Source organism: Herpetosiphonaceae bacterium (assembly GCA_036374795.1).
GTDB lineage: Bacteria > Chloroflexota > Chloroflexia > Chloroflexales > Kallotenuaceae > LB3-1.
This window is the reverse complement of sequence record DASUTC010000305.1, coordinates 37,650-64,076: the sequence shown is the minus strand read 5'-3', so window position 1 is coordinate 64,076 and position 26,427 is coordinate 37,650. Positions and strand designations below refer to the sequence as shown.

General features: G+C 63.1%; 21 protein-coding genes. 9 read left to right on the top strand and 12 right to left on the bottom strand.

Translation table 11 applies throughout. From position 1 onward, the window contains the following. Nucleotides 1–429 (bottom strand): carboxypeptidase M32 (locus VFZ66_23955; protein HEX6292263.1); only part of this gene is annotated, 429 nt, incomplete at its 3' end. A 183-nt stretch (nt 430–612) separates the two neighbouring features. Beyond that, entirely contained in the window at nt 613–1,470 is an 858-nt protein-coding gene (locus VFZ66_23950; protein ID HEX6292262.1) for a phosphotransferase, read from the bottom strand. Nucleotides 1,471–1,663: 193 nt separating this feature from the next. Here VFZ66_23950 and VFZ66_23945 point away from each other — a divergent pair, with 193 nt between their 5' ends. After that, on the top strand, nt 1,664–2,197 hold the full coding sequence (locus VFZ66_23945; GenBank protein HEX6292261.1) for a hypothetical protein: 534 nt from the start codon (nt 1,664–1,666) through the stop codon (nt 2,195–2,197). A 48-nt stretch (nt 2,198–2,245) separates the two neighbouring features. Further along, nucleotides 2,246–2,815: a hypothetical protein gene (locus VFZ66_23940; protein ID HEX6292260.1), complete on the top strand. Its 570-nt coding sequence runs from the start codon at nt 2,246–2,248 to the stop codon at nt 2,813–2,815. An 88-nt stretch (nt 2,816–2,903) separates the two neighbouring features. Here VFZ66_23940 and VFZ66_23935 read toward each other — a convergent pair whose 3' ends face one another. Both VFZ66_23935 and VFZ66_23930 read right to left on the bottom strand, forming a co-directional pair. Beyond that, nucleotides 2,904–4,718 (bottom strand): ABC transporter ATP-binding protein, encoded by a 1,815-nt coding sequence (locus tag VFZ66_23935; protein ID HEX6292259.1) that lies wholly within the window; start codon nt 4,716–4,718, stop codon nt 2,904–2,906. Nucleotides 4,719–4,801: 83 nt separating this feature from the next. After that, on the bottom strand, nt 4,802–6,607 hold the full coding sequence (locus tag VFZ66_23930; GenBank protein ID HEX6292258.1) for an ABC transporter ATP-binding protein: 1,806 nt from the start codon (nt 6,605–6,607) through the stop codon (nt 4,802–4,804). A gap of 420 nt (nt 6,608–7,027) precedes the next feature. Between VFZ66_23930 and VFZ66_23925 the strand changes: the two genes are divergently transcribed. Both VFZ66_23925 and VFZ66_23920 read left to right on the top strand, forming a co-directional pair. After that, complete coding sequence (locus VFZ66_23925) at nt 7,028–7,276, top strand: DUF433 domain-containing protein (protein ID HEX6292257.1); 249 nt, start codon at nt 7,028–7,030, stop codon at nt 7,274–7,276. Nucleotides 7,277–7,452: 176 nt separating this feature from the next. After that, nucleotides 7,453–8,853 carry a lysophospholipid acyltransferase family protein gene (locus tag VFZ66_23920; GenBank protein HEX6292256.1) on the top strand — a complete coding sequence of 467 codons (1,401 nt, stop codon included), beginning with the start codon at nt 7,453–7,455 and terminating at the stop codon, nt 8,851–8,853. Nucleotides 8,854–8,903: 50 nt separating this feature from the next. On the opposite strand, the gene VFZ66_23915 is transcribed toward VFZ66_23920, so the two are convergent. The 4 genes from VFZ66_23915 to VFZ66_23900 all read right to left on the bottom strand — a co-directional run bounded on the left by VFZ66_23915 (nt 8,904) and on the right by VFZ66_23900 (nt 13,630). After that, nucleotides 8,904–11,087 carry a CopD family protein gene (locus VFZ66_23915; GenBank protein HEX6292255.1) on the bottom strand — a complete coding sequence of 728 codons (2,184 nt, stop codon included), beginning with the start codon at nt 11,085–11,087 and terminating at the stop codon, nt 8,904–8,906. A gap of 147 nt (nt 11,088–11,234) precedes the next feature. Further along, entirely contained in the window at nt 11,235–11,876 is a 642-nt protein-coding gene (locus VFZ66_23910) for a hypothetical protein (protein ID HEX6292254.1), read from the bottom strand. Nucleotides 11,877–11,977: 101 nt separating this feature from the next. Then, nucleotides 11,978–12,427: a hypothetical protein gene (locus VFZ66_23905; protein HEX6292253.1), complete on the bottom strand. Its 450-nt coding sequence runs from the start codon at nt 12,425–12,427 to the stop codon at nt 11,978–11,980. Nucleotides 12,428–12,583: 156 nt separating this feature from the next. After that, a complete protein-coding gene (locus VFZ66_23900; GenBank protein HEX6292252.1) occupies nt 12,584–13,630 on the bottom strand; it encodes an NAD(P)-dependent oxidoreductase in 1,047 nt (348 codons plus the stop codon). A 494-nt stretch (nt 13,631–14,124) separates the two neighbouring features. On the opposite strand from VFZ66_23900, the gene aroH reads away from it, so the two are divergent. The 3 genes from aroH to VFZ66_23885 all read left to right on the top strand — a co-directional run bounded on the left by aroH (nt 14,125) and on the right by VFZ66_23885 (nt 16,666). Next, the gene (gene aroH, locus VFZ66_23895) at nt 14,125–14,511 is read left to right on the top strand and encodes a chorismate mutase (GenBank protein ID HEX6292251.1); all 387 of its coding nucleotides are present in this window, start codon (nt 14,125–14,127) and stop codon (nt 14,509–14,511) included. 194 nt (nt 14,512–14,705) lie between these two features. Continuing rightward, the gene (gene aroF, locus VFZ66_23890; protein ID HEX6292250.1) at nt 14,706–15,746 is read left to right on the top strand and encodes a 3-deoxy-7-phosphoheptulonate synthase; all 1,041 of its coding nucleotides are present in this window, start codon (nt 14,706–14,708) and stop codon (nt 15,744–15,746) included. A 32-nt stretch (nt 15,747–15,778) separates the two neighbouring features. Further along, nucleotides 15,779–16,666, top strand: coding sequence for a prephenate dehydrogenase/arogenate dehydrogenase family protein (locus tag VFZ66_23885; protein HEX6292249.1), 888 nt, complete (start codon nt 15,779–15,781; stop codon nt 16,664–16,666). An 84-nt stretch (nt 16,667–16,750) separates the two neighbouring features. Here VFZ66_23885 and VFZ66_23880 read toward each other — a convergent pair whose 3' ends face one another. The 3 genes from VFZ66_23880 to holA all read right to left on the bottom strand — a co-directional run bounded on the left by VFZ66_23880 (nt 16,751) and on the right by holA (nt 21,671). Beyond that, a complete protein-coding gene (locus tag VFZ66_23880) occupies nt 16,751–18,538 on the bottom strand; it encodes an ABC transporter ATP-binding protein (protein HEX6292248.1) in 1,788 nt (595 codons plus the stop codon). After that, nucleotides 18,535–20,304: an ABC transporter ATP-binding protein gene (locus VFZ66_23875; protein HEX6292247.1), complete on the bottom strand. Its 1,770-nt coding sequence runs from the start codon at nt 20,302–20,304 to the stop codon at nt 18,535–18,537. Before VFZ66_23875 ends, VFZ66_23880 begins: the two co-directional genes overlap by 4 nt. 368 nt (nt 20,305–20,672) lie before the next feature. Continuing rightward, the gene (gene holA, locus VFZ66_23870; protein ID HEX6292246.1) at nt 20,673–21,671 is read right to left on the bottom strand and encodes a DNA polymerase III subunit delta; all 999 of its coding nucleotides are present in this window, start codon (nt 21,669–21,671) and stop codon (nt 20,673–20,675) included. Nucleotides 21,672–22,155: 484 nt separating this feature from the next. On the opposite strand from holA, the gene VFZ66_23865 reads away from it, so the two are divergent. Continuing rightward, on the top strand, nt 22,156–23,970 hold the full coding sequence (locus VFZ66_23865) for a hypothetical protein (protein HEX6292245.1): 1,815 nt from the start codon (nt 22,156–22,158) through the stop codon (nt 23,968–23,970). Between the two features lie 102 nt (nt 23,971–24,072). Beyond that, nucleotides 24,073–25,359: a glycosyltransferase family 4 protein gene (locus VFZ66_23860; protein ID HEX6292244.1), complete on the top strand. Its 1,287-nt coding sequence runs from the start codon at nt 24,073–24,075 to the stop codon at nt 25,357–25,359. A 132-nt stretch (nt 25,360–25,491) separates the two neighbouring features. Here VFZ66_23860 and VFZ66_23855 read toward each other — a convergent pair whose 3' ends face one another. Further along, complete coding sequence (locus VFZ66_23855) at nt 25,492–26,376, bottom strand: restriction endonuclease (protein HEX6292243.1); 885 nt, start codon at nt 26,374–26,376, stop codon at nt 25,492–25,494. Nucleotides 26,377–26,427 lie beyond the last annotated feature (51 nt).

Sequence of the window (26,427 nt, the reverse complement as noted above, 5' to 3'; positions counted from 1 at the left end):
CATCTGTCGGCTCAGCTCAAGCGTCTTTTCGAGGTAGGGCCGCACCGCCGCAAAATCGTTCTCCGGTCGGGCCTTGGTCCAGGCGTTGTACGTCAGCGAGGAGTGGCTGGAAAACTCGGCGACGAACGACGCGGGCATGCGCACCGCACGCTCGTGGTCGCGCCGCGCCACACGGATCAGACTGGCCTCGTCGGAGTCGTAGGGCTGGCTTTGCTCGTAGGGGCGCAGATCGTCGAGCAGCTTGCCGATCGTATCGTCGGTAAATTTCTCATGGGCAAGCTGGCTCAGCGTCGCGATCTGACGGCCACGCGCGGCAGCACCGCCCGGAGGCATGTAGGTCGACTGATCCCAGTAGAGCAGCGCGGCTGAGGCCTGAAGATCGTTGATTTCGATCAGGCGCGTTTTCAATGCGTGCAGTTTGGCTTCCACACAGATCCTCCTGAGGTTCTCCCTCAATTATCGATCCGATCACGGGGTACAGGGCACGATACGGGATGCAGCACGGATGCTTCCCTGAGGACAAAACAGATGCGTGTGCCGGAGAAATGCCTGGATAACTATATCATAGAACCAAGAACAACCGCGTACGCGCGTGTTCCCTGATCCCTTGTTCTAGCGCCTGTTCGCGTGTTCGCCTATGCCCATGACATACGCCACGATCATCTCGGCGGCGCGTCTCTCGAAGCACGTCGCCCAATCCTCAAGCTTGTCGATCGCGGCCATCACCAGCAGCATCCGAATTCCGGCGCGGATCAGAAGCTGATCGAATGCGGGAACGTCCTCAAAGTAGGCCAGCACCGAGGCATCGCCACGGCGCGGGCCGATCCAGTTGGCGAAGATCGCCAGGGCAAACTCCGGCGGCCCCCAAAATGGCGAGAAATCGAGGAACGCTGGCGGCACACCGGGCGCGATCAAGATATTCTCAGGGTTGAGATCGCCGTGCATAAGCTGCCACTCCAGGCCATGAATCGGTCGGCGCAGCGCGTACAGCCGATCGAGCAGCGGGCGAAGCTGCGGCTGCACGTGATCAGGCTGCTCAGCCCAACACCAGCGGTGCGCCCGGCCCCACGGCGTACGATTGTCGTCCATCAGCGGATGCTTCGGGATCGGCTTGAGCGCCCGATGCAGCGCGAGGATGCCCTGAATGCAGGCCGGAATATCGGCGGGCGCGGCGTGACGACCTTCGAGGAAGCTCCACGCGGTCCAGCCGTCGGCGGTGATCCACGCGCCATCGACGGTTGGGACGGGCTGCGGAAGGCGAAAACCGGCAGCCTCCACGCGCGTCGAAAGATCGGCGATCCACTGAATGAGCTGAGCCGAGTGATTATTTTCGAGCGATGTCTCCTGAATCTGCTTGAGCACAACATCGCCGACGCGAAATGTGGTAGTAGTGCCGCCAGGCAGCGCCGCAGGCTCGGCGGTGAGATCGAACTGACGGAGCACATGGCTGAGCGGCTGTCGATTGGTCATGAGCATCCTCGTCTGAAGCGTGCTGCTCTAAGATCTTAAGATTTTTTAAAGATTCACATCTCTTTTATACAGGCGCTGTTCATTGGTCTGCTGTACAGTGCAGCTACCGTATCGAACATAGCCCGGCTACGTACAGGCACCTGAGCCGTAGCGGTCTTGGATCGGCCCGGTCTTAGCCCAAAGGAGGCACTCCATGAAACGAGTCGCTGGTTCGGTAGTCATCACCCTCCTGTTGTTAGGCAACGTGCTGTTGGCTAGCCAGACTCTCGCCCACCAGTACGATCCGAAGCGGCACTGGAACAACGAAAGCGGACGGAGCATCAACTTCTACAACGGTGCCGACTCATACCACCAGGCTGCTACAGACGCCAGACAGGACTGGGGCTCCAATACCCATATTAGCTTCGATCCCTACTCCTCTCACGTGGGATTTCACGCCTTCGATGGCTACTACGACACCAACTGGGGCGGCCTGGCAGTTTGGGTAGACACGTACTGGACGGGCACGCACCATCATACAACGCACGGGCACGCGATCCTCAATACCAAGTACGCCGGCAGCGGCGGCTATTACCGACGCGGCGTTTTCTGCCAGGAGATCGGGCACCTGCTTGGTCTGACGCACTCCAACGATGGCTGCATGGGCATGACCTACTACAACAATATCAACTACACGGTCCCGCACAATTGGAGCGACGTCAACAATATCTACGATGGCAATCACTAGCCCGTGCATTCGGATCAAGCCGCAAACCAGGATCGAAAGGAGCCCGATATGAAAACACGCATCTTTTGGAGTGCGACGACCGTTCTCGCGCTGGCGATGATCGCGCAGCTCTTCGTCCTCACCAGGGAGCCCTCCGTCCTCACCGTCCACGCAAGCTGGGCGCATAGCCCCAAGAGCTTTGCCGAGGCCCGACAGAAGGCGGGCTTGATTATCAAGGCCGAGGTGCTGGCCTCCGAGCAGGGGCCGGACGATGTGATCACCATGAAGGACGGGATCGTCGATCGGCTGCCGGCACGCCATGTGACACTGCGGGTGCTCAAGTCGTACAAGGGCGACCTGAGCGCCGGGCAGACCGTGACGCTCAAGCAGACCGGCGGGATCGAGCAGAACGCCACACGGACCCAGCCGTTCGTGCTCGAAGGCGATCCGTTCTATCAGGTGGGCGAGCAGTATCTCCTGCTGCTGGAGCGTGGCAGCACCGGCGTGCTGCTGACCATCTCTCCCGAAGGGCGCTACCAGATCGGCAAGAGCGGCGCGCTGACGCCGATGGTTGATAACGCGACGACTCGCGAGGTGCGCGGGAAGCTGCTGGCAAATGTTGAGCCGCAGTTGAGATGAGCGCTGACGGCATGTAAGCGTGACAGCAAAGCAAAGCGTGAAACCTCGCGGCTTGAACGCCGCGAGGTTTCGTGGTGCTTGAATCGGCTCACGCGAGCAACTGCCCGACCTGCTCTATGTACTCGATCGACTGGTGACGGAAGTAGGTATTATACAGCTCGGCGTAGTGCCCGCCCTGCGCCAGCAGCCCCGCGTGATCGCCCGACTCGATGATCCGCCCATCTTGCAGCACGATGATCCGATCCGCGTGCTTGACCGTCGAAAGCCGGTGGGCGATCACGATGCTGGTCCGCCCGGCCATCACCAGATCGAGGCCCGCCTGGATCTGCACCTCGGTGAACGGATCGACGCTGGCGGTCGCCTCGTCGAGGATCAGGATCGACGGATTGTGGAGCAGCACCCGCGCCAGCGCGACTAGCTGGCGCTGGCCCATCGACAGCTTCGCGCCGCGCTCGCCCACTTCGGTCTGCAAGCCGTTTTCGAGCAGATCGACCCACTCGCCGCCGCCGATCTGCCGCGCCACATGCGCGACCTCCTCGTCGCTCGCGTCGGGCCGCCCGTAGCGAATGTTATCGGCGACCGTACCCGCGAACAAGAACGGCACCTGCGGCACGATCCCGATATGACGGCGGTACGACTGAAGATCGAAGCTGCGAATATCGCGCCCGTCGACCAAAATCTGCCCGCCCTGGAACTCGTAGAAGCGCGCGATCAGCCGCGCCAGGCTCGACTTGCCCGCGCCGGTATGCCCGACGACCGCGAGCGTCTGGCCTGCCGGGATCGTCAGCGAGAAATCGGGCAGCACGATCGACTCCGCGTTGTAGGCGAACATCACATGCTGAAATGTAATCTCGCCGCGCAGTTGTTCCACTGGCTCGCTCGCGGTCTGCACCACCTTCGGCTCGGCGTCGATCAGGGCAAAGACTCGCTCGCTGGCCGATAAGCCCTGCTGGAACTGCGACCAGAACGAGGCGATGCTGGTCAGCGGAAAGTAGAAGATCGCCAGGCTTTGCACGAACAGGTACCACTCGCCGAGCGACACGCCGCTGTCGAGCACGCGCAGGCCGCCGAAATAGACCACGATCGCGATGCCCAGACCGGCGATCACGTCGAGCACCGGGAAGATCGTGTTGAAGGTCCAGCCCGTGCGCAGGTTGACCGCGTATGCCTGAGCGTTGACCCGGCTGAAGTCATCGTAGATCGCGCCCTCCTGCCGGAAGCTCTTGGAGACGCCGATGCCGCTGATCGACTCCTGGATCAGCGCGTTGACCCGCGCGGTCGAGCGCTGCGAGCGGCGGATCGTGCGGCGGGCGACGGCGCGAAACGTCAGCGCGGCGATCACCACCAGCGGCGCGATCACCATACTCAGCAGCGCCAGCGTCACATTGATCGACAGCAGCACTACCACGATGATCAGCACCATCAGCAGTTGGCTCAGCAGATCCATCGTCAGCGTCACGACCGTCGCGAAATCCTGCGTGTCCGATGTCACCCGGCTGACGATCTTCCCCGATGGAAACTGGTCGTAGAACGAGAGATCGCGGTCGGTGACGGCGGTGAACGCATCCTGCCGAAGCGCCAGCACGACATCGCCAACCGCCCGCGACGAGTAGCGCTGGCGCACGTAGTTGAACGCCCACGAGAAGCAGCTCAGCACCAGCACCGCCAGCGCAAAGCCGCCCAGCAGTTCGGCGCGCGGATCTGCCGCAAGCTGATCGATCCCGGCTGAGATCAGGATCGGCACGCCCGTCTCCATCAGCGAGCCGAGCACGACCATCAAGGCCACCGTCACCATCGTGCGCGCGTGCGGGCGGAAATACCGTCCGATCCGACCGATCAGTTCCCGATCGTTATAGCTCCGGTCGTAGGCTTCCGCCTCCAACCCATCCATGAAGAAGCCCATAGGTGCTGGCCCGATCCATCAGCGCAGCGATGGAGTGCGGCCATCTCTCCTTTCGTGATGGTACGCTTGACCTGCTAACGGCGCTAGTCGGTCATCACCAGCCGATCGGGCACAGCGGACGGCGCGCGGTCCTCCTCGTACTGGGCGAAGATCCGCCGATACGCCGGGCTGGTCTGCAACAGATCATCGTGGGTACCCTGCGCCACCAGCCTGCCGCTACGCAGCACCAGAATGCGATCCGCCCAGCGGATCTGCGACAGCCGATGGGTGATCAGCAGCGTGGTGCGGCCCTGTAAGACTCGCCGCATCGCGCGCTGGATCTGATCCTCGGTCGCGCTATCGATCGCGCTGGTCGAGTCGTCCAGAATCAGAATGCGCGGATTGGTCAGAAACGCCCGCGCAATCGCAATGCGCTGCCGCTGACCGCCCGAAAGCGTCACGCCGCGCTCGCCGATCACCGTGTCGTAGCCTTCGGGGAAGCTCATGATAAACTCGTGGGCCTGCGCCTCGCGCGCCGCCTGCTCGATCTGCTCCCGCGTGGCCGTGCCGGGCGCGCCAAAGGCGATGTTTTCGGCGATCGTCCGCGAGAAAAGGAACACATCCTGCTCGATCGTCGAGATCTGCGAGCGCAGGCTGTGCAGGCTCCACTCCTTCACATCGATGCCGTCGACACAGACCCGCCCGCTGGTCGCGTCGTAGGTGCGATTGACCAGCTTGGTCAGCGTCGACTTGCCCGCGCCGGTCTGCCCGACGATCGCGATCGTCTCGCCGGGCGTCGCGCTAAAGCTCAGATCTTCAAGGATCAGGTTCTCGCCGTAGCCGAACGATACGTTCTCGAACGCCAGCGCGCCCTTGATCGGATGCGCAACGCCGCCCTCGTTCTCGTCCAGCTCCGTCTCGGCGGTGATCAACTGCAAGATCCGGCCAGCGCCCGCGATGCCCATCTGCACCAGCCCAAAGCTCCAGATCGAAATAAACGTCGGGAAGCGCAGCACGCCGAGCAGGCCCATGTAGCCGATGATCGTGCCGACCTCGATCGTGCCCTGGCGGTAGAGCCACAGCGCGTGGGCAAAGCCGCCGCCATACATCACGCCGTAGAAGAGCAGCGGCAGATAGCGCGCGCGGATCTCGCCCTCCTGAACAAAGAGATCGCGGAACTTGCGCGCGTTCGTCGTGAACTTGGCCCGCTCCTGCTGCTCCTGGGCGTACGCCTTGACCACTTCGATCCCCGACACCGCCTCGGCCAGGCCCGCGTTCATCACGCCGAACTGACCGCGCGACGCGCCCGCGACGGGGTTGAGCTGCTGGGTGTAGCGGCGCAGCGCGACCAGAAAGGCTGCCGTGAAGAGCAGCGGCGCGATCAGCAGTTGCGCGTTGAGCATCCCGATCGCGACGATCGGCACGATCAGGTTCAGCATCGAGCCAAAGATCAGGCTGATGCCGGGATTGACCATCGGGTTGAGCTGGCGCACATCGTTGGTTGCCCGCGCCATAATGTCGCCGACCTGCTGGCGATTATGAAAGGTCTGCGACTTGCCGAGCAGGCTGCGCACCAGCTCGTCGCGGGCGTCGCGCTCGATCCGCTGCGCCAGCACCTCGATCGTCCAAGCGCTCACGAGGCCAAGCAAGCCCTGCGCCGCGCGCGAGGCGAAGATCAGCCCGGCGATTCCCAGGAGCGCCTGCACGGTGCGCTGCGGAGAGTTCATCAGATCGAATGCCTGCCCGACCAGCACCGGCGCGACCGAGAAGAGCGCGGCCTCGGAGATGCTCGCAAACACCACCACGATCGGCAGCCAGGGATAGCGCACGAGGTGCGCTATAATCCAGCGTACCGGCGAGCGGTAGTCGTAGCGATACGTTCCGGCGATCGTAAATTCGCTGTTAACCAACAACAGCCTCCTTGTCCACTTGCTTGATTGTTGGCATACAAGAGCCGATCCGCGCGTGCTGAGTTGCATGTCACCGGATCGGCCTAGAATGCAGCGGAGCCGTCGAATGTTGAGATGAGAGCGGCTAGGACTCGGTATGTGTATGATACCCCTATTCATGCGCAGCCGCATCCACCTTTCGGACAACTTAAGGTATCCCTTTGGAACAGCCACCTACCCGCGCTCAACTGTGCTGACTTGAGCATAGCTGCGCGGTGTGACAGCTACCGCCACACACAGCAAAGCGCTGTTCGGCGGTTGCGAGCCATGCTATGATAAACAAGCGATACCAATCAAACTTCGATTTTTACAACCGTCCGGTTGTGCTATAAACTCTTAGATCAATCAGAACACGTACAGGCTGTACGCGGAGCAAACCATATGCGAACACAAGTCACTGAAATGGTTGGTGGCGAGCCGTACCATTACTATCCCCTTGGGCAATACGTCGTCCGGGCGATCGGGGTTTGTGGAGAGCGGCCAACGTTCAAATATACACGCATCGAAATTACAGGCGTGCTTGAGCGCCTGACGGCTGGTGAAACAATCGACGACATCGTGCAAGGATTTCAAGGTCGCGTCTCGCGTGAGGCAATCGAGGAGGCAGCCCACATTATGACAACACACTAAGTGTTTACCGAGGTTAGACCCAGCCGCATGATCGTCCTTCCTTCCTATCGATCATCCTAACGTACAAACGCTGGCTGAGTGATCGGCGCTGCTAAACCAAGTACATGCTACCCTCAAACCTGGCCCGTACACCTCGATCTTGTCTGCCGTGTGACAAGCGTTATAAAGGTTGATCTATGCTGCATCGTGCGATCCGCTTCGCTATTTTGTGCCTGGTCGAGCTATTCTATCCCCGCATCGAGATCCGGGGCCGCGAGCGCGTGCCGGAGAGCGGCCCGGTCATCTTTGTGCTCAACCATCCCAACGGCCTGCTCGATCCGCTGCTGCTGATGGTGCAGATCAGGCGTCCGATCTCGTTTCTCGCCAAGAGCACCTTTTTTGCCAATCCGCTGGGACGGCTCTGCATGGATGCGTTCGGCGCGCTGCCGGTCTTTCGACAGCGGGATCGCGGTCTTGCGGGCGGGCCGCGGGGCAATAGCCTGGCGAGCAACGAGACGACCTTCGCCCGCTGTCGGGGGCTGCTCCGGCAGCAGAAGGCCCTGGCGCTCTTCCCCGAAGGCACGACGCACTCGGAGACGCGATTGCTGCCGCTGCGGACAGGCGCGGCGCGGATCGCGCTGGGCGCAGCGGCGGAGGCTGACTGGCAGCTTGACGTGCGGATCGTGCCGGTCGGGCTGTGGTACCAGCGCAAAACACAATTTCGCTCGGCGGCGCTGCTGGTCGTCGGAGAGCCGTTCGGCCTCGCCGAGTACGCGGCCACGTATGCAGCACAGCCGCGCCAGGCGGTCCAGGCGCTAACCGAGCGTATCGGCGCGAGTCTCGCTACGGTCGTGTTGCAAGCGGAGAACGCGGAGCTGCTGACGGGCATGCCGATGATCGCCGCCTGGACCACGCCGGGCGGGCCGCCGCTCAGCCTGACGCAGCAGCACGAGCGGGCCGCAACCTTGCTCGCGGCCTACCGGCGGCTGGTCGCGACCGATCCGGGGCGGGCGGCGGCGCTGGCGCAGCAGGCGCGGCGCTACGTGCGCACGCTCCGCACGCTGGGCATCGACGATCCGTGGGATCTGGAGCTACCTGCGGCACGGCCCCGACGAATCATCAGGCAGATCATGTTCTTGCTGCTGAGCCTGCCGCTGGCCCTGGCGGGATCGATCCTGAGCTACGGCCCGTACCGGCTATCCGGCTTCGTCTCGCCGCCGATGGTTGGACGCCACGATACGCTGCTCGGCACCGGCAAGCTGATCGTCGGATCGGCGCTGGTGCTGCTCGGCTGGCTGCTCGCGGCGATCCTGGTCGGTTTCTTCTGGGGCTGGCTTGCGGCCATGCTGCTGTTCCTGGCAGCGCCGCTGCTGGCGTACTGCGCGCTGCGCTGGGGCGAAGCCTGGCGCGAGCTGCGCGAGGCGCTGGAGTCGAACTGGATCAGAGCGCGGCACCGCACGCTGGCCCAAAACCTGATCGCCCGGCGGCAGGCGCTGGCAGCCCAGATCGTCGAAGCGCTCCAGGTCGCAGCAAGCCCATCGCCGGAGATGCTCTCGGAGCCACCGATTGTAGCGGCGCAGCGGCCAGAGGCGGCGTAGCCAAGATCGACAGGTCCAGGCAGCCGACACTCCCTGAGTCTTTCTGCGCGCTACTGCTGGCCGCCCTTGGAAAGCTCACGGATATGGGTGACGACCTGCCAGATCTGCTCATCGCTCAGATCCTCGCCAAACGCTGGCATGACCGTGCCGGGCTTGCCGCTCTTGATCCAGCCGAAGATCTCAGCGTCGGTGTGCGTCACGAAGTGCTGCTGCGTGAAATCGGCGGGCAGCCCCGGCAGCGAGCGCGCCGCGGGTCCGTCGCCGCGCCCGGTTTCGCCGTGACAGCTCACACAATTCTGCTGGTAGATCTGCCTGCCAGCCGCCAGCACCTCAGGCGTCGCGCTCAGCGGATTCTCGGTTGCGGTAGCGCGCGCAAAGTAGTATGGCAGCGTCGTGGCGATAAACGCGCCGCCGATCAGCGCGAGGCTGCTCATCTGAAGCCGCCCCTGCCAGCGTCGGTGGAGCGGCAGTTGGCTGAGCGCCGCCGCCATCAGCGCGATCACCAGCAGCACCGCCCAGAGCGCAGGCCCGGCGCTCGGCGCGGAGTCACGCTTCAGCGTGGTCGTATCGACCGTAAAGGTATGGCGCAGATCGTTCATGCCGCTCGCGCGCACGATCGTCTCGACACTCCACGCGCCCTGCATCGTCAGCAGCGCGGCCCGCCCGCCCCAGCGCCCCGGCTCGACCTCTCGCAACTGGATCTCTTGCTCGCCCATGCCGTGCGCGGGCATCGACGCGCGGACAAAGACCTCCGGCTGAACGCCTGCGGGAAGGTCCCGCACATCGACCGCATAGATGTCGCCCGCGACATTGCCGCGAACAACCTGTAGCGTCACGGCTGCCTCGTCGATCGCGGCGCTGGCGATATACCCCGGCGCCTGACTCAACACATCCCGCGCCGGTGTCGCGCTGGTCAGCACCCCGACTGCCAGCAGCAGCGCCACGCCTGCCCCAATTTCGATCCGCACGCTTCGCCGCAGATGCGCCAGGCCGGCAGGTAATCCCCGCTCAGCATCATCCACCACGGGCGCGACACGCCAGCGGTTATACCCGCCGAGCAGCAGCAGCAGCAGAAACAGGCCGAGCTTGATCGTCAGCGCCAGGCCGTAGGTCGTCGTCCACAGCTCGCGCACCTGCCCGATCTGCTGAAGCGCCGCGTAGCTGCCGGTCGCCGCCAGCACGATCACGGCGGCGGTCGCCAGAGCGGTGAAGCGCGCGACCAGCAGCGTTGGGCTGGCCCGCTGCGTGTCCTGGTCGCTCCGTCGCATGAGGAGCAGACCCAGCAGCAGCGCTGGCAGCGCACCGACCCAGGCGGCGGTCGCCAGCAGATGGACGAAATCGAAGGCAATCGCGAGGCCGGTAAAGATGCTGCTGACCGCTGGGTTATCCTGCGTGCGCGGCGCGGCGCTGTGGCTCAACAGGCTGATTGTCAGCAGCGCGGCGCAGCCAAGAGCCAGCGTGAGCGCCCGGCGGGATCGAAGCTCCGGCCAGAGCGCTACAACCAGCGCCAGCACCAGCCCAAGACGGAGCGCCAGGATCAGCCCAACGCGCGAGCCGCCAATCAAGTCCATAACCCCTAGCCCGGTCCTGCTCGCCGCCAGGGCCAGCATCCCGATCGTCCCCAGCAGCGCAAGCAGGGCCGCTCCGATCTCCAGCCAGCGCAGCATCGCCCGGAGCCGCTCTGAGACAGCATCGCCTGCCGCGATCGGCTGCCAGACCAGCCAGCCAAAAATCGCGCTGCCGACAACCAGCGATAGGCCCAGCACCGTCAGCCAGCGGCTTGCTACGTCCAGGGCGGGCGGGAGCGCCTGCGGATCGGGCGGGGGCGGCGGGAGCAGCAGCGGCGCGTTTGCTGCCGCCGGATCGCCGATCGCGAACGGCACCACACCCTCCAGCGTATGCCCATCCGCCGAAGAGAGCGTGCGCCATTGCAGCACATACTGCCCTTCGGGAAGCGCGGGCAGGTCGAGCAGCAGCACATACGAATCGTCGGGCGCGACCCGGCTCTGCGCGGTGCTGACGGGGCCGCGCTCCACGTTGAGCAGCACCACGCGGCTATACGACGCTTCCAGCGGCTCGCTAAACCGCAGCCGTGCCGTCGCTGGAGCCTGCGCGATCACGTCGTTCGCCGCTGGAGTCGACTCGACCAGATTAGCGTGCGCTCGTGTGCTGTACGGGAAAAAGATCGAAAGACAGAGGAAGCTGCCAACCAGCACAAAGATCAATCGTCGCATCAAAATATCACCAACAAACCTTTATCGAGGACAAACCGGCTCGTGCATATGATCAATCCCTCGACCGGTCTATAACTCGGAATCGGGTGCGCGGCAGTGCTTTGTTCCTGCCGCACACGTACCAGCCGGATTGACAAGAAACTGCTGCTACCGCGACGACCGCGCGATCGAGGGATCACTCACCACGGCGGATGCGCGACGACCGCGCAGCGCCATGAACGCCACGGTCAGGCTGATCAGGCCAAGCAGCAGACCGCCGCTGCCCAGCAGCGTCGCGGTGCGCAGCCCGGTTTGAGCCTCCGTAAGTTGGCTGCCAAGCTCGGCATTGAGGGGAACCTTGGCCGGAAATTGCAGCGCGGCGGGAGCCTGAACCTCGTTGAAGCCGCCGGGCTTCGACGTAAACTTCTCGTCGATCTGCGCGCCTTCGAGGTCGCCAAAGAAGCCGAACGTGTACGCGCCCGACTTTGTGGGGTAGAAGTGAGCCTTATAGTGGCCCGGATCTCGGAAGACCGGCGTCAGCTCCATGTCGCGCTGCTCCGCGCCGAAGACAAGCTGCGCCTTGAGTGTCTTCTCCAGATTCTCGACCGGCCGCTTTGTCTCGGCGTTGGTGATTCGCACCGACAGTGCGTTGAGCTCGCCTTCAAACGCGGGCTCGCTCAGAAAGCCGACAATAAACTCGTACTTGCCAACCTCACGACGTTCGTGGGCCGAGGCTTGCGTAGCGCCGAACAGTCCGCCGACAAGCAGGGCGACCAGCATCAGGGCGCGGGCATAGTGTGCGTGCTTCATAAGGTTACTTCAATAGCTTATGTGGACCGTCGGATCAGTCCAACGATCAAGGATATGAACGACGAGGTACGGGCGCAGCGCGCCTGGAAAAACGTAGCCGACTATCCGAAGCTATTGGCGATACGGGGAGGATCGCGGGGTGGCGGTAGTGAAAGGAGGCGGAGACGCGGTGCCAGATCCAGCCGCCGCAGACCGATGGCAAACATCTGCGGTATGAGGCTGATCGCCAGTACCACGCCGATCGTCAGCGCGCTGGGCAGCAGCTCCGACGACTGGCCCATCAGATCATCACAGAGCGCATGATCGCCGCGCTCGCTGGTCGAAACTACCCGTCCATGGTCATCTGCGGCACGCACAGCGGGCACATGATGCGACGCGCGCGAGTCATGCGCGGCGTGTGTCTGCCCGGCGATGACACAATGGACAAAGCAGGCCCACGGCCCGCTGCCGACCAGCATGCCGATCAGCAGGCACAGACCTACGGCCCGGAGCGTTCGCGCGAACCACTGGTAGCCGATCTTGGGTAGCTCAGTTGTGAGTGGGTGAAACACAGCGGCTATATGATAGCAGAATCCAGCTAAGCGATCACTGATCCATTGTAGTGAGTAGTTAAAGAAAGTAAACTAAGAATTTACTGAGAACCGGCTTCACCCGATCGCAGATGTCGTTCTGTGGCATCTGCGATCGGGCAGAGCGATGCGCGGGCGCTAGAAGGCGCGTTTCAACAGGGCCAGCGCGCCCTGCTTCCACGGCACCCGATGCGAAATCCCCGATTGCGACTCGAACTGCGCGCGGTTTTCGATATACCACTTAAAGTTCCGCAGCAGCGCATCTTTGTTCGAATACTTCGGTCGAAAGCCCAGTTTGCGCTCGGCCTTCTCGATCGACACGAACGAATCCTTGGACGCCGTCTCATAGACCCACTTGTAGAGCGGCGAAACCCGCAGAAACTCAAGCAGCCGCAGCCCCCAGATCGCCGGAGCCGCCGGGAAGCCGATGATCCGCTTGCCAAAGCCCGCGTAATCCAGCACCGCCTGATAATCCTGTTTCATCGTGCCGAACTCCGCCGCGCCGATGTTGAAGGTATCGTTAACGACATCGTCGGGCAGCGTCATCGTCAGATAGATCGCCTCGCACAAATCCTCCACGTCGAGCAATTGGTAGCGATTGTTGCCGCTGCCGATCATCGGGAAGTTCCGCCCATCAAGCGCCCAGTCGTACAGCAGCGCGAACACGCCCAGCCGCTCTGGCCCAATAAACGATTTGGGCCGCAGAATCGGCACAACCAGGCCCCTGGCGCGATAATCCAGGCAGACCATCTCGGCCTGAATTTTGGCCTGCCCGTATGGACCCACGCCCTCCAGCCGATCGTTCTCATAGAGCGGATGGTGATCGGGAATGCCGTACACCGCCGTCGACGAGATATGGATCGCCCGCTGGACATTGTGATGCAGCGCGACTTCCAGCACCGTGCGCGTGCCGATCACATCGGTCGTGTAGATATCGTCCTTCGAGTAGAGCGGCAGCGCGGCAGCCGTATGGACGACGAAGTCCACGTCCTGCATCGCCTGATCGACCGTCGCCATGTCGCGAATATCGCCCTTAATCGCCGTGATGCGGTCGCGCATATCGGGATACGTGAACTCCTCAAGATCCAGCGACACCACATCATAGCCGCGCGCGACAAGATACCGAATCAGATTGATACCGAGAAACCCCGCCCCGCCGGTGACGAGTACCTTTTGTTGCGCCATTAATATGCCTCCATAGCACGATCTCCGTGATATATGCAATGGTGCCCGATATGGTGAGCACCCAGGTAACAGCCCCAGACACCGCGATCCGCGATGTCATGTTAAACCAAGTTGAACATTTTATCACAGCTCAATGACTTTACGTTTAGTACTGAGCATCAGATAGTACCAATCCACGTCTTGACGGTCGAATAGTCCCTATGGTATAGTCTGATCAATAAAGAGGAATAAACTTGTGAACGATACCACTCGCCAATATATTTACTATTATTCCTACTTTAGCGGAGCAGGGAGAACTGCGGCACGCTGGTAGAAGGTGCTCACAACTGTGTGAAGCAAGGAGCGTGTGGCAGTATAGCCCACGCTCCTTTATTAATCCTCTCGCCCCACCAAAGACGCTGGCCGAGAACCTCTCGCTATCAAAGACGCTGGCCGAGAACTCTTACCACTAACCGCCTACTCCCATCGAGCATCTTTACTCACCGGAGGCTAGGATGACCATGTATTGTCGTGGCATTCGTGGGGCTACCACCTGCGAAGCCAACACCCCCGAGGCAATCCTACAAGCGACCAGAGAGCTGCTGGTGCTGCTGGTCGAGGCGAACGACATCAATCCCGAAGACATCGGCAGCGTGATTTTCTCCGCCACTCCCGACCTCAATGCCGAATTTCCGGCTCTTGCCGCTCGCGCGCTCGGCTGGCATGATGTTGCCCTCATCTGTACCCACGAGATGCAGGTTCCCAAAGCGCTACCCCGCTGTATTCGGATTCTGATCCATTGGAACACGCCGAAATCTCAGGCCGAGATCAAGCACGTCTATATCCGTGGCGCGACAGCACTACGGCCTGAGCGGGGGGTTGAGCTAGCGCCTGCGATCTAATACCCAATGCGCGCTGCGCCAGAATATTAGGCCCGGCAGAGGCATTTACTTAGATATGTGCCCCAGGCAGCATCGCTTTATCCCAACGCGCGTCCCTGATCAGATTGCATGTTTTGGGCTGTAGCCGTCGATGGCAACAGCTCGGCCCATCATAAACAGAGCTTAAATTAAGAATCCATTAAAGGAGCAAACAGATGATCATCGCAATGAAAGCTGGAGCTACTGCCGTACAGGTCGCGGAAGTGTTACGTCGCTTGGAGGAGATGGGCCTTTCCGGGCAGGTGTCGCAAGGCGAAGAGCGCACCGTGGTCGGCGTGCTCGGCACGCCGATTCCATCCGGCCTGGGCGCGGCCATGGAAGCTCTGCACGGCGTCGAAAAAGCGCTGCGTGTCAGCAAAGGGTACAAGCTCGCCAGCCGTGAGTTCCAGCCAGTCCCGACGATTGTGCGGGTCCGCGATATTGAGATCGGCGGTAACGAGGTGATTGTGATGGCTGGCCCGTGCTCGGTCGAGAGCGAAGAGCAGTTGCTGCGCACCGCGTACGGTGTGCGCGATGCGGGCGCGAAGCTGCTGCGCGGCGGCGCGTACAAGCCCCGCACGTCGCCCTACGCCTTCCGGGGAATGGGCGAGCGCGGCCTGGAGCTGCTGGCAGAGGCGCGGGAGCAAACCGGTCTGGCGATCATCACCGAGGTGATGACGCCGTCCGACGTGGCGCTGGTCGGTCAGTACGCCGATGTCTTCCAGATCGGCGCGCGCAACATGCAAAACTACCTGCTGCTCGAAGAAGTCGGGCGGACCAACACGCCGGTGCTGCTTAAGCGCGGCCTGTCGGCGACGATCGAGGAGTGGCTGCTGGCGGCGGAGTACATCATGGCGGCGGGCAACAAGCAGGTCATGCTCTGCGAGCGGGGCATTCGCACCTTCGAGACGGCCACGCGCAATACCTTCGACCTCAACGCGGTAGCGTATGCCAAGCGCATGACGCATCTGCCGATCATCGCCGATCCGAGCCACGGCACGGGCAAGTGGCGTCTGGTGACACCTATGTCGCTGGCGTCGATCGCGTGTGGCGCTGACGGATTGATCATCGAAGTCCATCCCGATCCCGATCGCGCAGTTTCCGACGGCTCGCAATCGCTCACGCTGGAGAACTTCGAGCGGCTCATGGAGCGTGCCAGTGCGGTTGCCCAGGCGGTGGGTCGCTCCACCACCTACGAGCAGATCACGCTGCAATAGTCGGCCTTTAATTGCAAGATGGCAAACGTAACGTGATTAATGTTTCAATCATTGGGCTAGGCTTGATCGGCGGTTCTCTGGGCCTCGCGCTCCGAGAAGCGCCGGTTAAGGTCGTGGTCTGCGGCTGGGATCGTGATCCGGCAGCGGTGACAGGCGCGTACGAGCGCGAGGCGATCGACCGTCCGGCATTCACGCTGCCCGAAGCGCTCGACAGTGCGGATCTGGTCGTCGTGGCAACGCCCGTCACGGTGGTGCAATCGATCTTTACGTCGATCGCGCCGCATCTCAGGCCGGGCACGATCGTCAGCGACGTAGCAAGCACTAAAGCGCAGGTGATGGCCTGGGCCGAGGATCTGCTGCCGCCTGACGTCTCGTTTGTCGGCGGGCATCCGATGGCCGGATCGGAGCGGCACGGCATCGGCGCGGCACGAGTCGATCTGTTCCGCAACGCTGTGTACTGCCTCACGCCGCACGAGCGGGCAGCGCCTGAGGCCGTGGCGACGCTGGAAAAGCTGGTAGCCAGCATCGGAGCGCGTCCGCTCTGCATCTCGGCGGAGGCGCACGACAGCTATGTTGCCGCAGTGAGCCATCTGCCCTTTTTGCTCAGCGTTTCGCTGGCGCAGCTTACCACCGCCGATCAGCAGTGGCCCCGTATGCGCTCCGTCGCCGCGACCGGCTATCGCGATCTCACGCGGCTGGCATCGGGCGATCCGACCATGCATCGCGATATTTGTCTGACCAACGCCGAGGCGATCCGCCCGTGGCTGCTCAGCATGGCCGACTTCCTGCGCGGCCTGGCCGACAGCTTGAACGATCCGGTCGCGCTTCAGATGCTCTTCGAGGCGGCCAAGCAGCAGCGCGATACGTGGCTGTACGAGCGCGAGGAGCCCGAACGCGAGCCTCGGCTGGTCGAGCAGTGAGCAACGTTTGGGACACGTCGGATGGGGCGTATTGCGATACGCCCCACAGCAATGCTGTGCCCTGGGTGATCTGCCTCTACAGGATCACAGCTCCTCATCCAGCGCGGCAGGCGCGGGCTCGGCCTCGCCGTACCAGAGCCGCTGCATCTCCTCGCACGTCAGCAGCAGATGGTCGAGCGTGCCCTCGGCCTCGACCCGGCCATCCTTGAGCACGATGATATGATCGGCGCGTCGTAGGGCCGCGCGCCGATGCGACACGACCAGGCACGTGGCCTGTCGGTGCTCGAAGAGCCGCTCCCACAGCACCCGCTCAGTCTCAACATCAAGCGCGCTGGAAAGATCGTCAAAGACCAGCAGCTCGGCGTCGCGCACGAACATGCGCGCCGCTGCGGCTCGTTGAATCTGGCCGCCGGAGAGCTTCACGCCGCGCGTTCCGACCACCGTTTCCAGGCCGTCTTCCAGCGCGGGAATATCCTGCTCCATCACCGCCAGCCGCACGGCCAGATCGAGGTCGGCGCGCTGCTCCGGCAGGCCCATCAGGATGTTATCGCGCAGCGTATCGCTGAAGAGACGCGGCACCTGGGGCGTGTACGCGCTGCGCGGCGGCACAAAGAACGAGGCCGGATCGTCCACCAGCGTATTGTTCCAGCGGATCGTGCCCGATGCTCTGGGCAGCAACCCCAGCAGCACGCGCAGCAGCGTCGTCTTGCCTGCGCCGATGCGCCCGGTGATCACGGTACATGATCCGCGCTCCAGGCGCAGGCTCACGCCCTCAATGCCACGGCTCGATCCTGGGTAGCGGAAGGAAAGATCGTCGACCGTCAGCACGTCGAGGCGATGCGCGCCGGTTTTGGGCGTGTGCGGCACCTCCGGCAGCGGCCCTTTGATATAGGTCGGCGTGTGCTCGACCAGCGCGGCGGGCGCGGTGCCCTCCAGCAGCGCCGTCAGCCGGTCGATCGAAACCGATGCCTGCTTATGACGGGCCAACTGTCGCCCGACCCAGCGCGGAAAGCCCGCGATCCAGCCGATATAGCCCGCGAAGAGCGTAAAATCGCCGATCGTAAAGCTGCCCGCCTGTATCGCCTGAGCCGAGAGCAGCAGGATCAGGCCGATGCCTAGGTTCGCCGTGTTCAGATTGAACGAGTCTAGAATCTCGGTGAAGAGCCGGTCCTTGAGCGCCGCCTTCTGCCGCGCCGCACTCAAACGATCGAAGTGGTCGATCGCATGGTCCTCTGCCGACGCGACCTTGAGCGCCTGCACGCCGCCGAATATCTCGCCGATAAAGCCGGTGATCCGCCCCGTCGTCTGGCGGTTGGCGCTGCGGTAGCGCTTGATGCGCGTGCTCATGATATGCGTCACCGCGACGATCCCGACCAGCGGCAGGAGCACCACGACAGTGATCAGCCAGTTGATCCGCATCATGATCGCCAGCGCGATCAGCGCGAAGATACCCTGACCTGCCAGATCGAGATAGTTGTCGAAGTAGATCATGAACTCCTCGACATCGTCGCGGAAGCGGCTGACGATCTCACCCGGCGAGTCGGGCAGCACGCGCGATCCCGGCCCCTGCACGATCCAGCGCATCACGTTGCCGCGCATCAGCGCGTGGGCAGCAAACCAGAAGGCGATCCAGACGAAGAGCGCCAGGGCGAATGTGAGAATGCGCATGCCCTCGCTGCCAACCACCAGCGCCAGCAGGGTCCACACGCCGAGCGTCGCGGGCGCGTCGCCGGTCAGGGCGTTAAAGATCTCGCGCGTCAGCAGGCCGGTCGCCAGCGGCAGCAGGTAGAACGAGAGCCACAAGATAAAGCTGATAGTGTAGTGCCAGGGCCGCCAGCGGATCAGCCGCCAGCCGCAGATTAATGGATTCATGCCAGCACCTCCGCCATGCCGGTCTGTAACAGTTTGAAGAAGCGCGACTCGGGATCGTCGGCTAGCTGCGCCCGCGCGCCGTGCTCGACGATCCTGCCGCGCTCCAGCAGCAAGATCTCGTCGGCGCGCTGTACCGTGCTCAGACGATGCGCGATAATGATGCAGGTGCGACGGCTGCCATCAGGGCGCAGCAGCTTATCGATCGCCCGCTCGATCCGCGCTTCCGTGGCCGGGTCGAGCCGCGACGACGCCTCATCGAGGATCACCAGGCCGGGATCTTTGAGAAACACCCGCGCGAACGCCAGCAGTTGCGCCTCGCCCGCCGAGAGGCCGCCGTTGCCGGATGCCAGCTCGGTATCCAGGCCGCCGGGCAGGGATTGGAGCCAGGGCATCAGCTCAAGATCCGCTAGCGCCTGCATAATCCGGTCGTCCGAGATCGTGGGGTCGAAGAGCGTGAGATTATCGCGGACGGTCGCCTGGAAGAGCTGCACATCCTGCGTGACGATCCCGATGCGCTGGCGCAGATCCGACAGCCTGGCGTCGCGCAGATCGACATCGCCCAGGTGGATCGTGCCAGCGTCGATGTCGTACAGCCGGAACAGCAGCCGGGTCAGCGTGGTCTTGCCGCTGCCGGTACGGCCCAGCAGGCCCAGCACCTTGCCCGGCGCAAGCCGAAAGGTTATCTCGTCCAGCACAGGCGCGTCGTCGCCGTAGCCAAACGTCACGCCCGCGAACTCGACCGCCAGCGGACCCGCAGGAAAGGCCGCGCCGGGGCCGTCGGCGATCGTCCGCTGGATCGCGAACATCTCGCGCACCCGCCCGATGCTGGCGCTAGCCCGCTGAAACTCCTTGAGCTGCTCGGAAATCTGCTCAAGCGGGCGGCGCAGCATCTCGGTGTACTGGAAGAAGAGATAGACCGTGCCGATCGAGATCGCCCCCGCGCTGTAGAGATACGCGCCCATACCGAGCGCTAGCGCGTAGCCGAGCGCGAAGAGGCCCATCGTGAGCATCCAGACCGTCGAACTCATCATCACCGCGCGCAGACCCTTGTGCGCTACGTCGCGCATGGCCTGGTACAGCCACCGCATCACATAGCCGCCCGCGCTGTTGGCCCGCAGATCGTCCAGCCCGGCCAGACGCTCTTCCAGAAAGCCAAACAACTGAGCGTGCGCCTGACGGTCGGCGGCCATGCTGGCGACGGCGAAGTTGCGGCTGCCGATCAGGACCAGGAGCGCGAAGAGCGTAAAGGCCGTGAGCGCCGCGCCGATGCGGGGATCTTCCAGAAACAAGACGATCAGCACGCCGATCAGGAGAATCATGCTGCCGAAGATCTTGATCACAAGCTGGGAGAAAAAGGTGGAGAGCGCGGTCACGTCGCCGTCGATGCGCTCGATCAGCTCGCCGGGCGTGCGCGTGTGATGAAACTGCATATCGAGATGCAGGCTGTGGCGAGCCAGATCGCTGCGCAGGCGATTGGTTGCGGTCCAGCTCACCTGCTCGCCGAGATACGTCGCGCCGACCGCGACGGCCTGCGAGACGAGCGTCACGACGATAAACAGAGCGGCCAGGCCGATCAGATCGCGGATCGTCCCCGCCGTGCCATGCGCGCCGGTTGCGCCGTCGATGAACGAGCGCAAGATCTGCGGATTGAGCAGTTGCAGCCCGATGCTGCCGAGCAATAATACTGTCAGCGCCGCAACTTTGATCCGCTGCGGCCTCACGTAGGTGACAAGCAAGCTCCGGTGGTGACTCAGCGAATTGTCCATGCCTTGTCCTTTCGTCGCCGTCGTTCTGCCGGGGACGCACAAAAGCCGTGGATCTCGAAGCTCCCACGGCTCACGGCAGCGCGCTGTACCATCGGCTAGCGCAACAAAAAGACCGTGGGAGCTACCGAAGTGCCCCACGGCCAGTGATGACATTGTGATACAGGCTACGTCTGGCGGGCGCACTTCTCCCATGTATGAGCGAATGGCGGTGTCGTCATCGCCCATGCACATACGGTTGTCGGGATTGCGCTCATCAACAGCGTCTCCTTATCGGCTAACTGTCAGCGAGTATAGCAGCGGCTATCGGCCATGTCAATCAGGCAAAAGTCGGAGAATTGGAGTTGCGGCCCTCATCCCCGACCATCAGCCTAGCGCGTCCGAGCCACACGCCCGCCGCCCGCAGCCGCTTGCTGCCCCGGCACGACGCACGTCTCGGCGACGAGCAGCTCCAGCGCGGCGTCGGCCTCGATCCGGCCTGTCTTCGACCAATGATCCAGCTCCAGCAGCCGATCGTGAAGCTGGAGCAGCGTATCGGACTGGAAGCGCGCCGCCTGCTCGACCGCCTTGCGCACCACGAACGGCTTCTGGCCCAGCTCCGACGCGATGGAATCGGGGCGCATGCGCTGATCGGCCAGCTCCTTGACCTGCAACAAAATGCGTACCTGGCGTGCGATCATAAACAGTAGATAGGTCGGAGCCTGGCCCTCGTCCAGCAGATCGTGCAGCAGCTTCAGCGCGGGGCCGAGCTGCCGGGCCGCGAGCGCATCCACGAACGCAAAGACCGAGCTTTCGCCGGTATCCTGCACCAGCAGCCGCACGTCGTCACGAGCGATCGTGCCGCCGATTCCGGCATACGCCGCCAGCTTATGTAGCTCGTTGAGCAGCGAGCGGCTGTCGTTGCCCGCAAGCTCCACCAGCAGCGCGCCCGCGTCGGGCATGAGCCGCACATCGAGCAGTTTCGCCCGCTCCTGAAGCCAGCGCTGAAGATCCGCGCCCTCCCTGGGCAGAAACTCGCGGACGGTCGCGGCCTTCTTGAGCGCGGTGTAGAGCGCTGAGCGCTTATCGAAATCTTCGCGCTCGACAAAGACCAGATCGGTCGTCTCCGGCACGCGCGGCAGGTAGGCCTTGATCGCGTCGCGCAGATCGCCGGACTTGATCTGCTTGAGCGCATCCTCGACAATCACCAGTCGGCGGTCGGAGAGAAACGGGATCGCCTCGCAGGCCGCAGCCAGCGCATCGACCTTGAGCCGGCGTCCTTCTAAAACGGTCAGATTGAGATCGGTCAGATCGGCGGGAATGGAGGCTTTGAGCGCCGCGAGCGCCTCTGCCCGCGCAAGCTCATCGGCGCCATAGAAGAGATAGAGCATAGCGGCGATCCTTGGGTAGGTGACGCGCACAGACCATAGAAAAACCCCACCTGAAGCAGGTGAGCGTGTTTTGAAGCCTACCTCACGGTAGGTGGGTGCCAGCCGTCAGGTGCAGTGGGCGAACCACATTCCCGTCCGAGTCTGAGCTCCCCTTCAAAACCAATGTAGACTCAAAACATTGGACTCACCTGCGCACAGCGTAGGGTAGTGCTATTGTACCGACCCAGTTACGAAAAGGCAACACTTGCGCCGCACGATCAGATGTATGATAGCTTGAGCCCCAGATTCCTTTGCTCAGCTATGAGTCGAAAGCTGGACGCCAGTCGGAAAGGCGGCAGATCGGCACCGCGCGGAAGGGCGTCGAACCTGATAGCCAGCTCATCCCCATCCAAGCCCCATATCACACGGCTATGATCGGCTTCGACGTGCAAAAGGCATATAGTGCTCCTGTCGCAAACAGAAGTCATCACAGGAGGACAACCATATGAACGGTCAGTCTCGTCAAGCATGGCGGCGCTGGGGCGCAGCGGCCCTGATGGGCTTCGCCGCCCTAGCCGGAGTCGCGCCCGCGCGGGCCGGGCTGTGGGACGGCAATCACCGCTTTCAGTTCGCCAATGAGACATTTCTCAACGTCTGGCGCGCCAGCGATCAGGCCGTCATGAACGGCACTGCCAAGCGCTCCTACACCTGGGGTCCAGGCCCCTGGTTCGGCTACAAGGAATACTACCAACAGTCGCCCAACGGCCTGCGCCAGGTCCAGTACTTCGACAAAGCGCGCATGGAGCTGAACAATCCCAACAATGCCACCGTGCAGGGCGTCACCAATGGCCTGCTGAGCGTCGAGATGGTGTCGGGCCGCGTCAAGATGGGTGATGGCACCGGCGAGGATCAGAATATCCAGCGCCAGCCCGCCAACGTTCCGGTCGCGGGCGATCCCGGCACCACCAACCCGAACGCGCCGACCTATGAATCGTTCAGAGGCGTCGCGACCGTCGACAACGGCTACCGCGATCCCGACCGGACCGGCCAGCGCGTCGGCGCGGTGCTGGATAAGGCGGGCAATCGTACCAACAACGCCGATCTTGCCCGCGATCCGGCGACCGAGATCGTGACCTACAACACGATCACCGGCCATAACGTGCCGCGCGTCTTCCGCGACTTCATCCAGAACGGCCCGGTCAACGGTCTGTTTGCCTTCGGCTACCCGATCACCGACGCCTACTGGGTGCGCGCCAGGGTGGGCGGCGTCGAGAAGGACATTCTGGTCCAGCTCTACGAGCGGCGCGTCGTCACGTACACGCCGTCGAATCCGGCGGCCTTCCGCGTCGAGATGGGCAACGTCGGCCAGCACTACTTCCAGTGGCGCTACCCGCACCTGGGACAGCCCTGGCAGGGCGGCCTCGACAATCCGCCCGATCTGCCGATCGCCTTTGCCTCGCGGCTGGCCTCCGCCGACCACTGGGAGACGTTTCTGATGGACGCCAACGGCTTCAACCTGCGGCAGATCACGAGCGGCACGCAGGAGACGGTGCCCTACTCGTGGCGGCGGAGCTACGTGGAGGGCGAATCGCCCCGGCTTATGACCGACTCGCGCCGTGACGGCGGGCTGCGCCAGCTCTTCAGCATCAACCTGAACAATGGCGCGGATGTGAAGCAGCACACGGCGGGCAGCGAGTTCGGCAGCAACGCCTTCAACGCGGCTGTCTCGCCCGACGGAACGCAGATCGCGGTGATCCACCAGCCCGGCAACCTGTCGTCGATCGCGATCATGCCGTTCGGCGCGGAGCGCGTCACGCCCAGCGTCGCCATGCCGTACCGCGACAACTGCGTGTATCAGTCGCCAAGCTGGCTGGCGGACGGATCGGGGATCGTCTTCGCAGCGAACTGTGAGGGCAAGTTCGCGATCTACCGCGCCGACATTCAGTACACCTACACGCCGAGCGACCAGTACATCCCGGCGAATCTGGTCAACATTCGTCCGATCGTCAAGCAGGCCAATGCCGACAACTACTTCCCGCGCGTCTCACCCAGCGGCGGCAAGATCCTCTTTGCCTCCAACCGCAACGGGCAGGGCGATGTGTATGTCGCCAATATCGACGGCAGCGGCGAGCAGCGGCTGACGACCAGCGGCGCGGACGACGGCGCGGCCTCGTGGGCCAGCAACGGCTTCGAGATCATCTTCGACTCGAATCGCGACGGCGACTACGAGATCTACAAGCTGAGCATCGACAACCCGGCGCGCGTCACGCAGTTGACCAACAACACGGTCGATGACCGCTGGCCGCTCTGGCACCAGTAGCGCAAGCACGTTCAACCTTTGTACGCAAAGAGGCGATCATGCAAGGGCGACCTGCATGGTCGCCCCTTGCGGATCGGCGGCTCCGCCCGTATCATGCGGCGTATGCACTTTTTACACGTCATTCAGCGCTACTATCCCTACGTCGGCGGCTCCGAGGGCTACTTCAAGGAGTTGAGCGAGCGGCTGGTCGCGGACGGGCATCGGGTCACGGTACTCACAACCGACGCCTGGGATCTGGATCATTTCTGGGCAGCGCGCCGCAAGACGATCTCCGAGCCTGAGACGATCCATAACGGCGTGTGCATCAAACGCTTTCCGGTGCAGCGCGCGCCCGGCCCGCCGATCGGCTACCCGATCCTGCGGCGGCTGATGGTCGAGCTGGGCCGCCTGCCGGGCACCACGCCGCTGCTGAACCGAATGGCGCTGCTGACGCCGCGCGTCCCGGCGATGTATCGCTACCTGGCGACGACCAGCGAGCGCTTCGATCTGGTCCACACCACCAACATCACGCTCGATTTCACGATCCTGCCCGCTCTACGCTTCGCGCAGCGCCGAGGCATTCCGCATCTCTGCACGCCATTCGTCCACCTGGGAGAGCCCGGCAATCGCCAGATCGTGCGCTACTACAGCCAGCGCCATCACCTTGCGATCTTACGTCAATCAAAATATGTGATGGTCCAGACCGAGCTCGAAGGCGATTACCTGCGGCAGCGCGGCGTGCCCCAGGAGAAGCTGCGCACGATCGGCTGCTGGGTGCGCCCCGAAGCGCTGGTCGGCGGCGATGCCCAGCGCTTCCGGCGCGAGCACAACGTCGGCGGCCCGGTTGTCCTGGCGATCGGCGCTGCGGCGTTCGACAAAGGCACGATGCACACGATCGCGGCCATGCAGCGGCTCTGGCAGGGCGGCAGCGACGCGACGCTGGTGCTGATCGCCGCGACGACGCTGGCGCAGTTCGAGCAGTTCTACTCAGCGCTGCCGGAGTCGACCAGACAGCGCATGCTGCTGCTGCGGGCCGCGCCGCATCAGACGAAGCTGGATGCGCTGGCCGCCGCCGATCTGTACGTCATGCCCTCGCGTACCGATTCGTTTGGGATCGTGTATCTGGAAGCCTGGATGTACAATCTGCCGGTGATCGGCGCGCGGGCAGGCGGCGTGCCCGCCGTGATCGACGACGGGCAGAACGGTCTGCTGGTGGATTTCGGCGACGTGACGGGGCTGGCCGAGCAGATCCGGCGCTTGCTTGCGGATCGCGCGCTGGCCGAGCGGCTGGGAGCCTGTGGTCGGGCCAAGGTGCTACGTGAGCTGACGTTCGATCGAAAGTATGCCTCGATCCGCGCCGTGTACGAGGAGGCGCTGGCGGAGGACCAAGCGCCGAGAACCGAGAACTGAGAATCAAACAAAGAACAAACGAACCAAACGCTCAACTTCGTTGTTCCTTGTGCTATCGCGTGTTCCCTTGTTCCTTTATTCCCTTGTTTCTGCGTTTCCTGTTTCTGCGCTGCCTTATCCCCGCACGAGGCGCTAATCGTTCATCGAGAGCAGCGTAGGGCCGTCCAGCAGCACAATCGGCTTATCTTTGGCCCAGCGCGCCGCGCCCTCTTGAAAATCCATCGAGGTGATGACCACGCCCTTCTTGACGCCCTCTGCCTTCATGCGCTGCGCCAGCTCCTGGGCAAAGCCGGGCTTGACTTTCTCAGCGGTGGTCACGCGCAGCAGCCACGGCTCACCCTCGTAGCTTACCTGGAAATCGAGCCGCTCCTTCTCGAAGCGATAGTCGTTGATCAAGAAGCCGTGCTTGCGGAACAGATCGGCGACGTAGCCGCCCAACTGCGGCAGCGACAGCGCGCGCAGATCGTCAATGGAGCGCACCCGACCAGGCCGATCGAGCCGCCCGCCGCGCTTCTCGTTTTCTTCGCGGGCCGCGCGGAGCCGCTGCTCGCTGCGCGACGCGGTGATCACGCCCAGCGCCGGAAAGATCGGCAGCGTCAGGATCGCGATGAACAGGATTTGCGCCGTCTCCTCGGCGAGTACCTGACGAGTTGACAGGATGATCGCTCCGGCAACAGCAGCCGCAATCGTCGCGATCAGGCTCAGGAGCACGGCGTGCCAGACGATATGCCGCTGTACACGACGGCCCACAAGAATGCCAGCCGTCACCGGCAGCAGCCCGGCCAGGATTTGCAGCGGGCCGCCGTCCACGATCACAAAGATCCAGAGCGCGCCCAGGCCAAGCCCAACGACCAGCAGAGTCAGCCAGTCCAGCTCACGGAGCACCTGGCCGAGCGGCGGCCTGGCTGCGCGCGGCGCTTTCTCTTTCGCCGCTGCCCGCGCGCGCTTCGCCGGAGCTTCGGTCGTATGATCGGTTGTCTCAGGTGTTTCGTCCATCACAGGTGGTTGAGTTGGCATGCCATCCTCAAAAATAGCGTCAGCAACCATGCTGACGCGCAAAGAAAGATC

Coding starts and splice junctions, on each gene's coding strand:
- VFZ66_23950 (HEX6292262.1), bottom strand. CDS start 1,470: ATGACCAATCGACAGCCGCTCAGCCATGTGCTCCGTCAGTTCGATCTC.
- VFZ66_23945 (HEX6292261.1), top strand. CDS start 1,664: ATGAAACGAGTCGCTGGTTCGGTAGTCATCACCCTCCTGTTGTTAGGC.
- VFZ66_23940 (HEX6292260.1), top strand. CDS start 2,246: ATGAAAACACGCATCTTTTGGAGTGCGACGACCGTTCTCGCGCTGGCG.
- VFZ66_23935 (HEX6292259.1), bottom strand. CDS start 4,718: ATGGGCTTCTTCATGGATGGGTTGGAGGCGGAAGCCTACGACCGGAGC.
- VFZ66_23925 (HEX6292257.1), top strand. CDS start 7,028: ATGCGAACACAAGTCACTGAAATGGTTGGTGGCGAGCCGTACCATTAC.
- VFZ66_23920 (HEX6292256.1), top strand. CDS start 7,453: ATGCTGCATCGTGCGATCCGCTTCGCTATTTTGTGCCTGGTCGAGCTA.
- VFZ66_23915 (HEX6292255.1), bottom strand. CDS start 11,087: ATGCGACGATTGATCTTTGTGCTGGTTGGCAGCTTCCTCTGTCTTTCG.
- VFZ66_23910 (HEX6292254.1), bottom strand. CDS start 11,876: ATGAAGCACGCACACTATGCCCGCGCCCTGATGCTGGTCGCCCTGCTT.
- VFZ66_23900 (HEX6292252.1), bottom strand. CDS start 13,630: ATGGCGCAACAAAAGGTACTCGTCACCGGCGGGGCGGGGTTTCTCGGT.
- aroH (HEX6292251.1), top strand. CDS start 14,125: ATGACCATGTATTGTCGTGGCATTCGTGGGGCTACCACCTGCGAAGCC.
- aroF (HEX6292250.1), top strand. CDS start 14,706: ATGATCATCGCAATGAAAGCTGGAGCTACTGCCGTACAGGTCGCGGAA.
- VFZ66_23880 (HEX6292248.1), bottom strand. CDS start 18,538: ATGAATCCATTAATCTGCGGCTGGCGGCTGATCCGCTGGCGGCCCTGG.
- VFZ66_23875 (HEX6292247.1), bottom strand. CDS start 20,304: ATGGACAATTCGCTGAGTCACCACCGGAGCTTGCTTGTCACCTACGTG.
- holA (HEX6292246.1), bottom strand. CDS start 21,671: ATGCTCTATCTCTTCTATGGCGCCGATGAGCTTGCGCGGGCAGAGGCG.
- VFZ66_23865 (HEX6292245.1), top strand. CDS start 22,156: ATGAACGGTCAGTCTCGTCAAGCATGGCGGCGCTGGGGCGCAGCGGCC.
- VFZ66_23860 (HEX6292244.1), top strand. CDS start 24,073: ATGCACTTTTTACACGTCATTCAGCGCTACTATCCCTACGTCGGCGGC.
- VFZ66_23855 (HEX6292243.1), bottom strand. CDS start 26,376: ATGCCAACTCAACCACCTGTGATGGACGAAACACCTGAGACAACCGAT.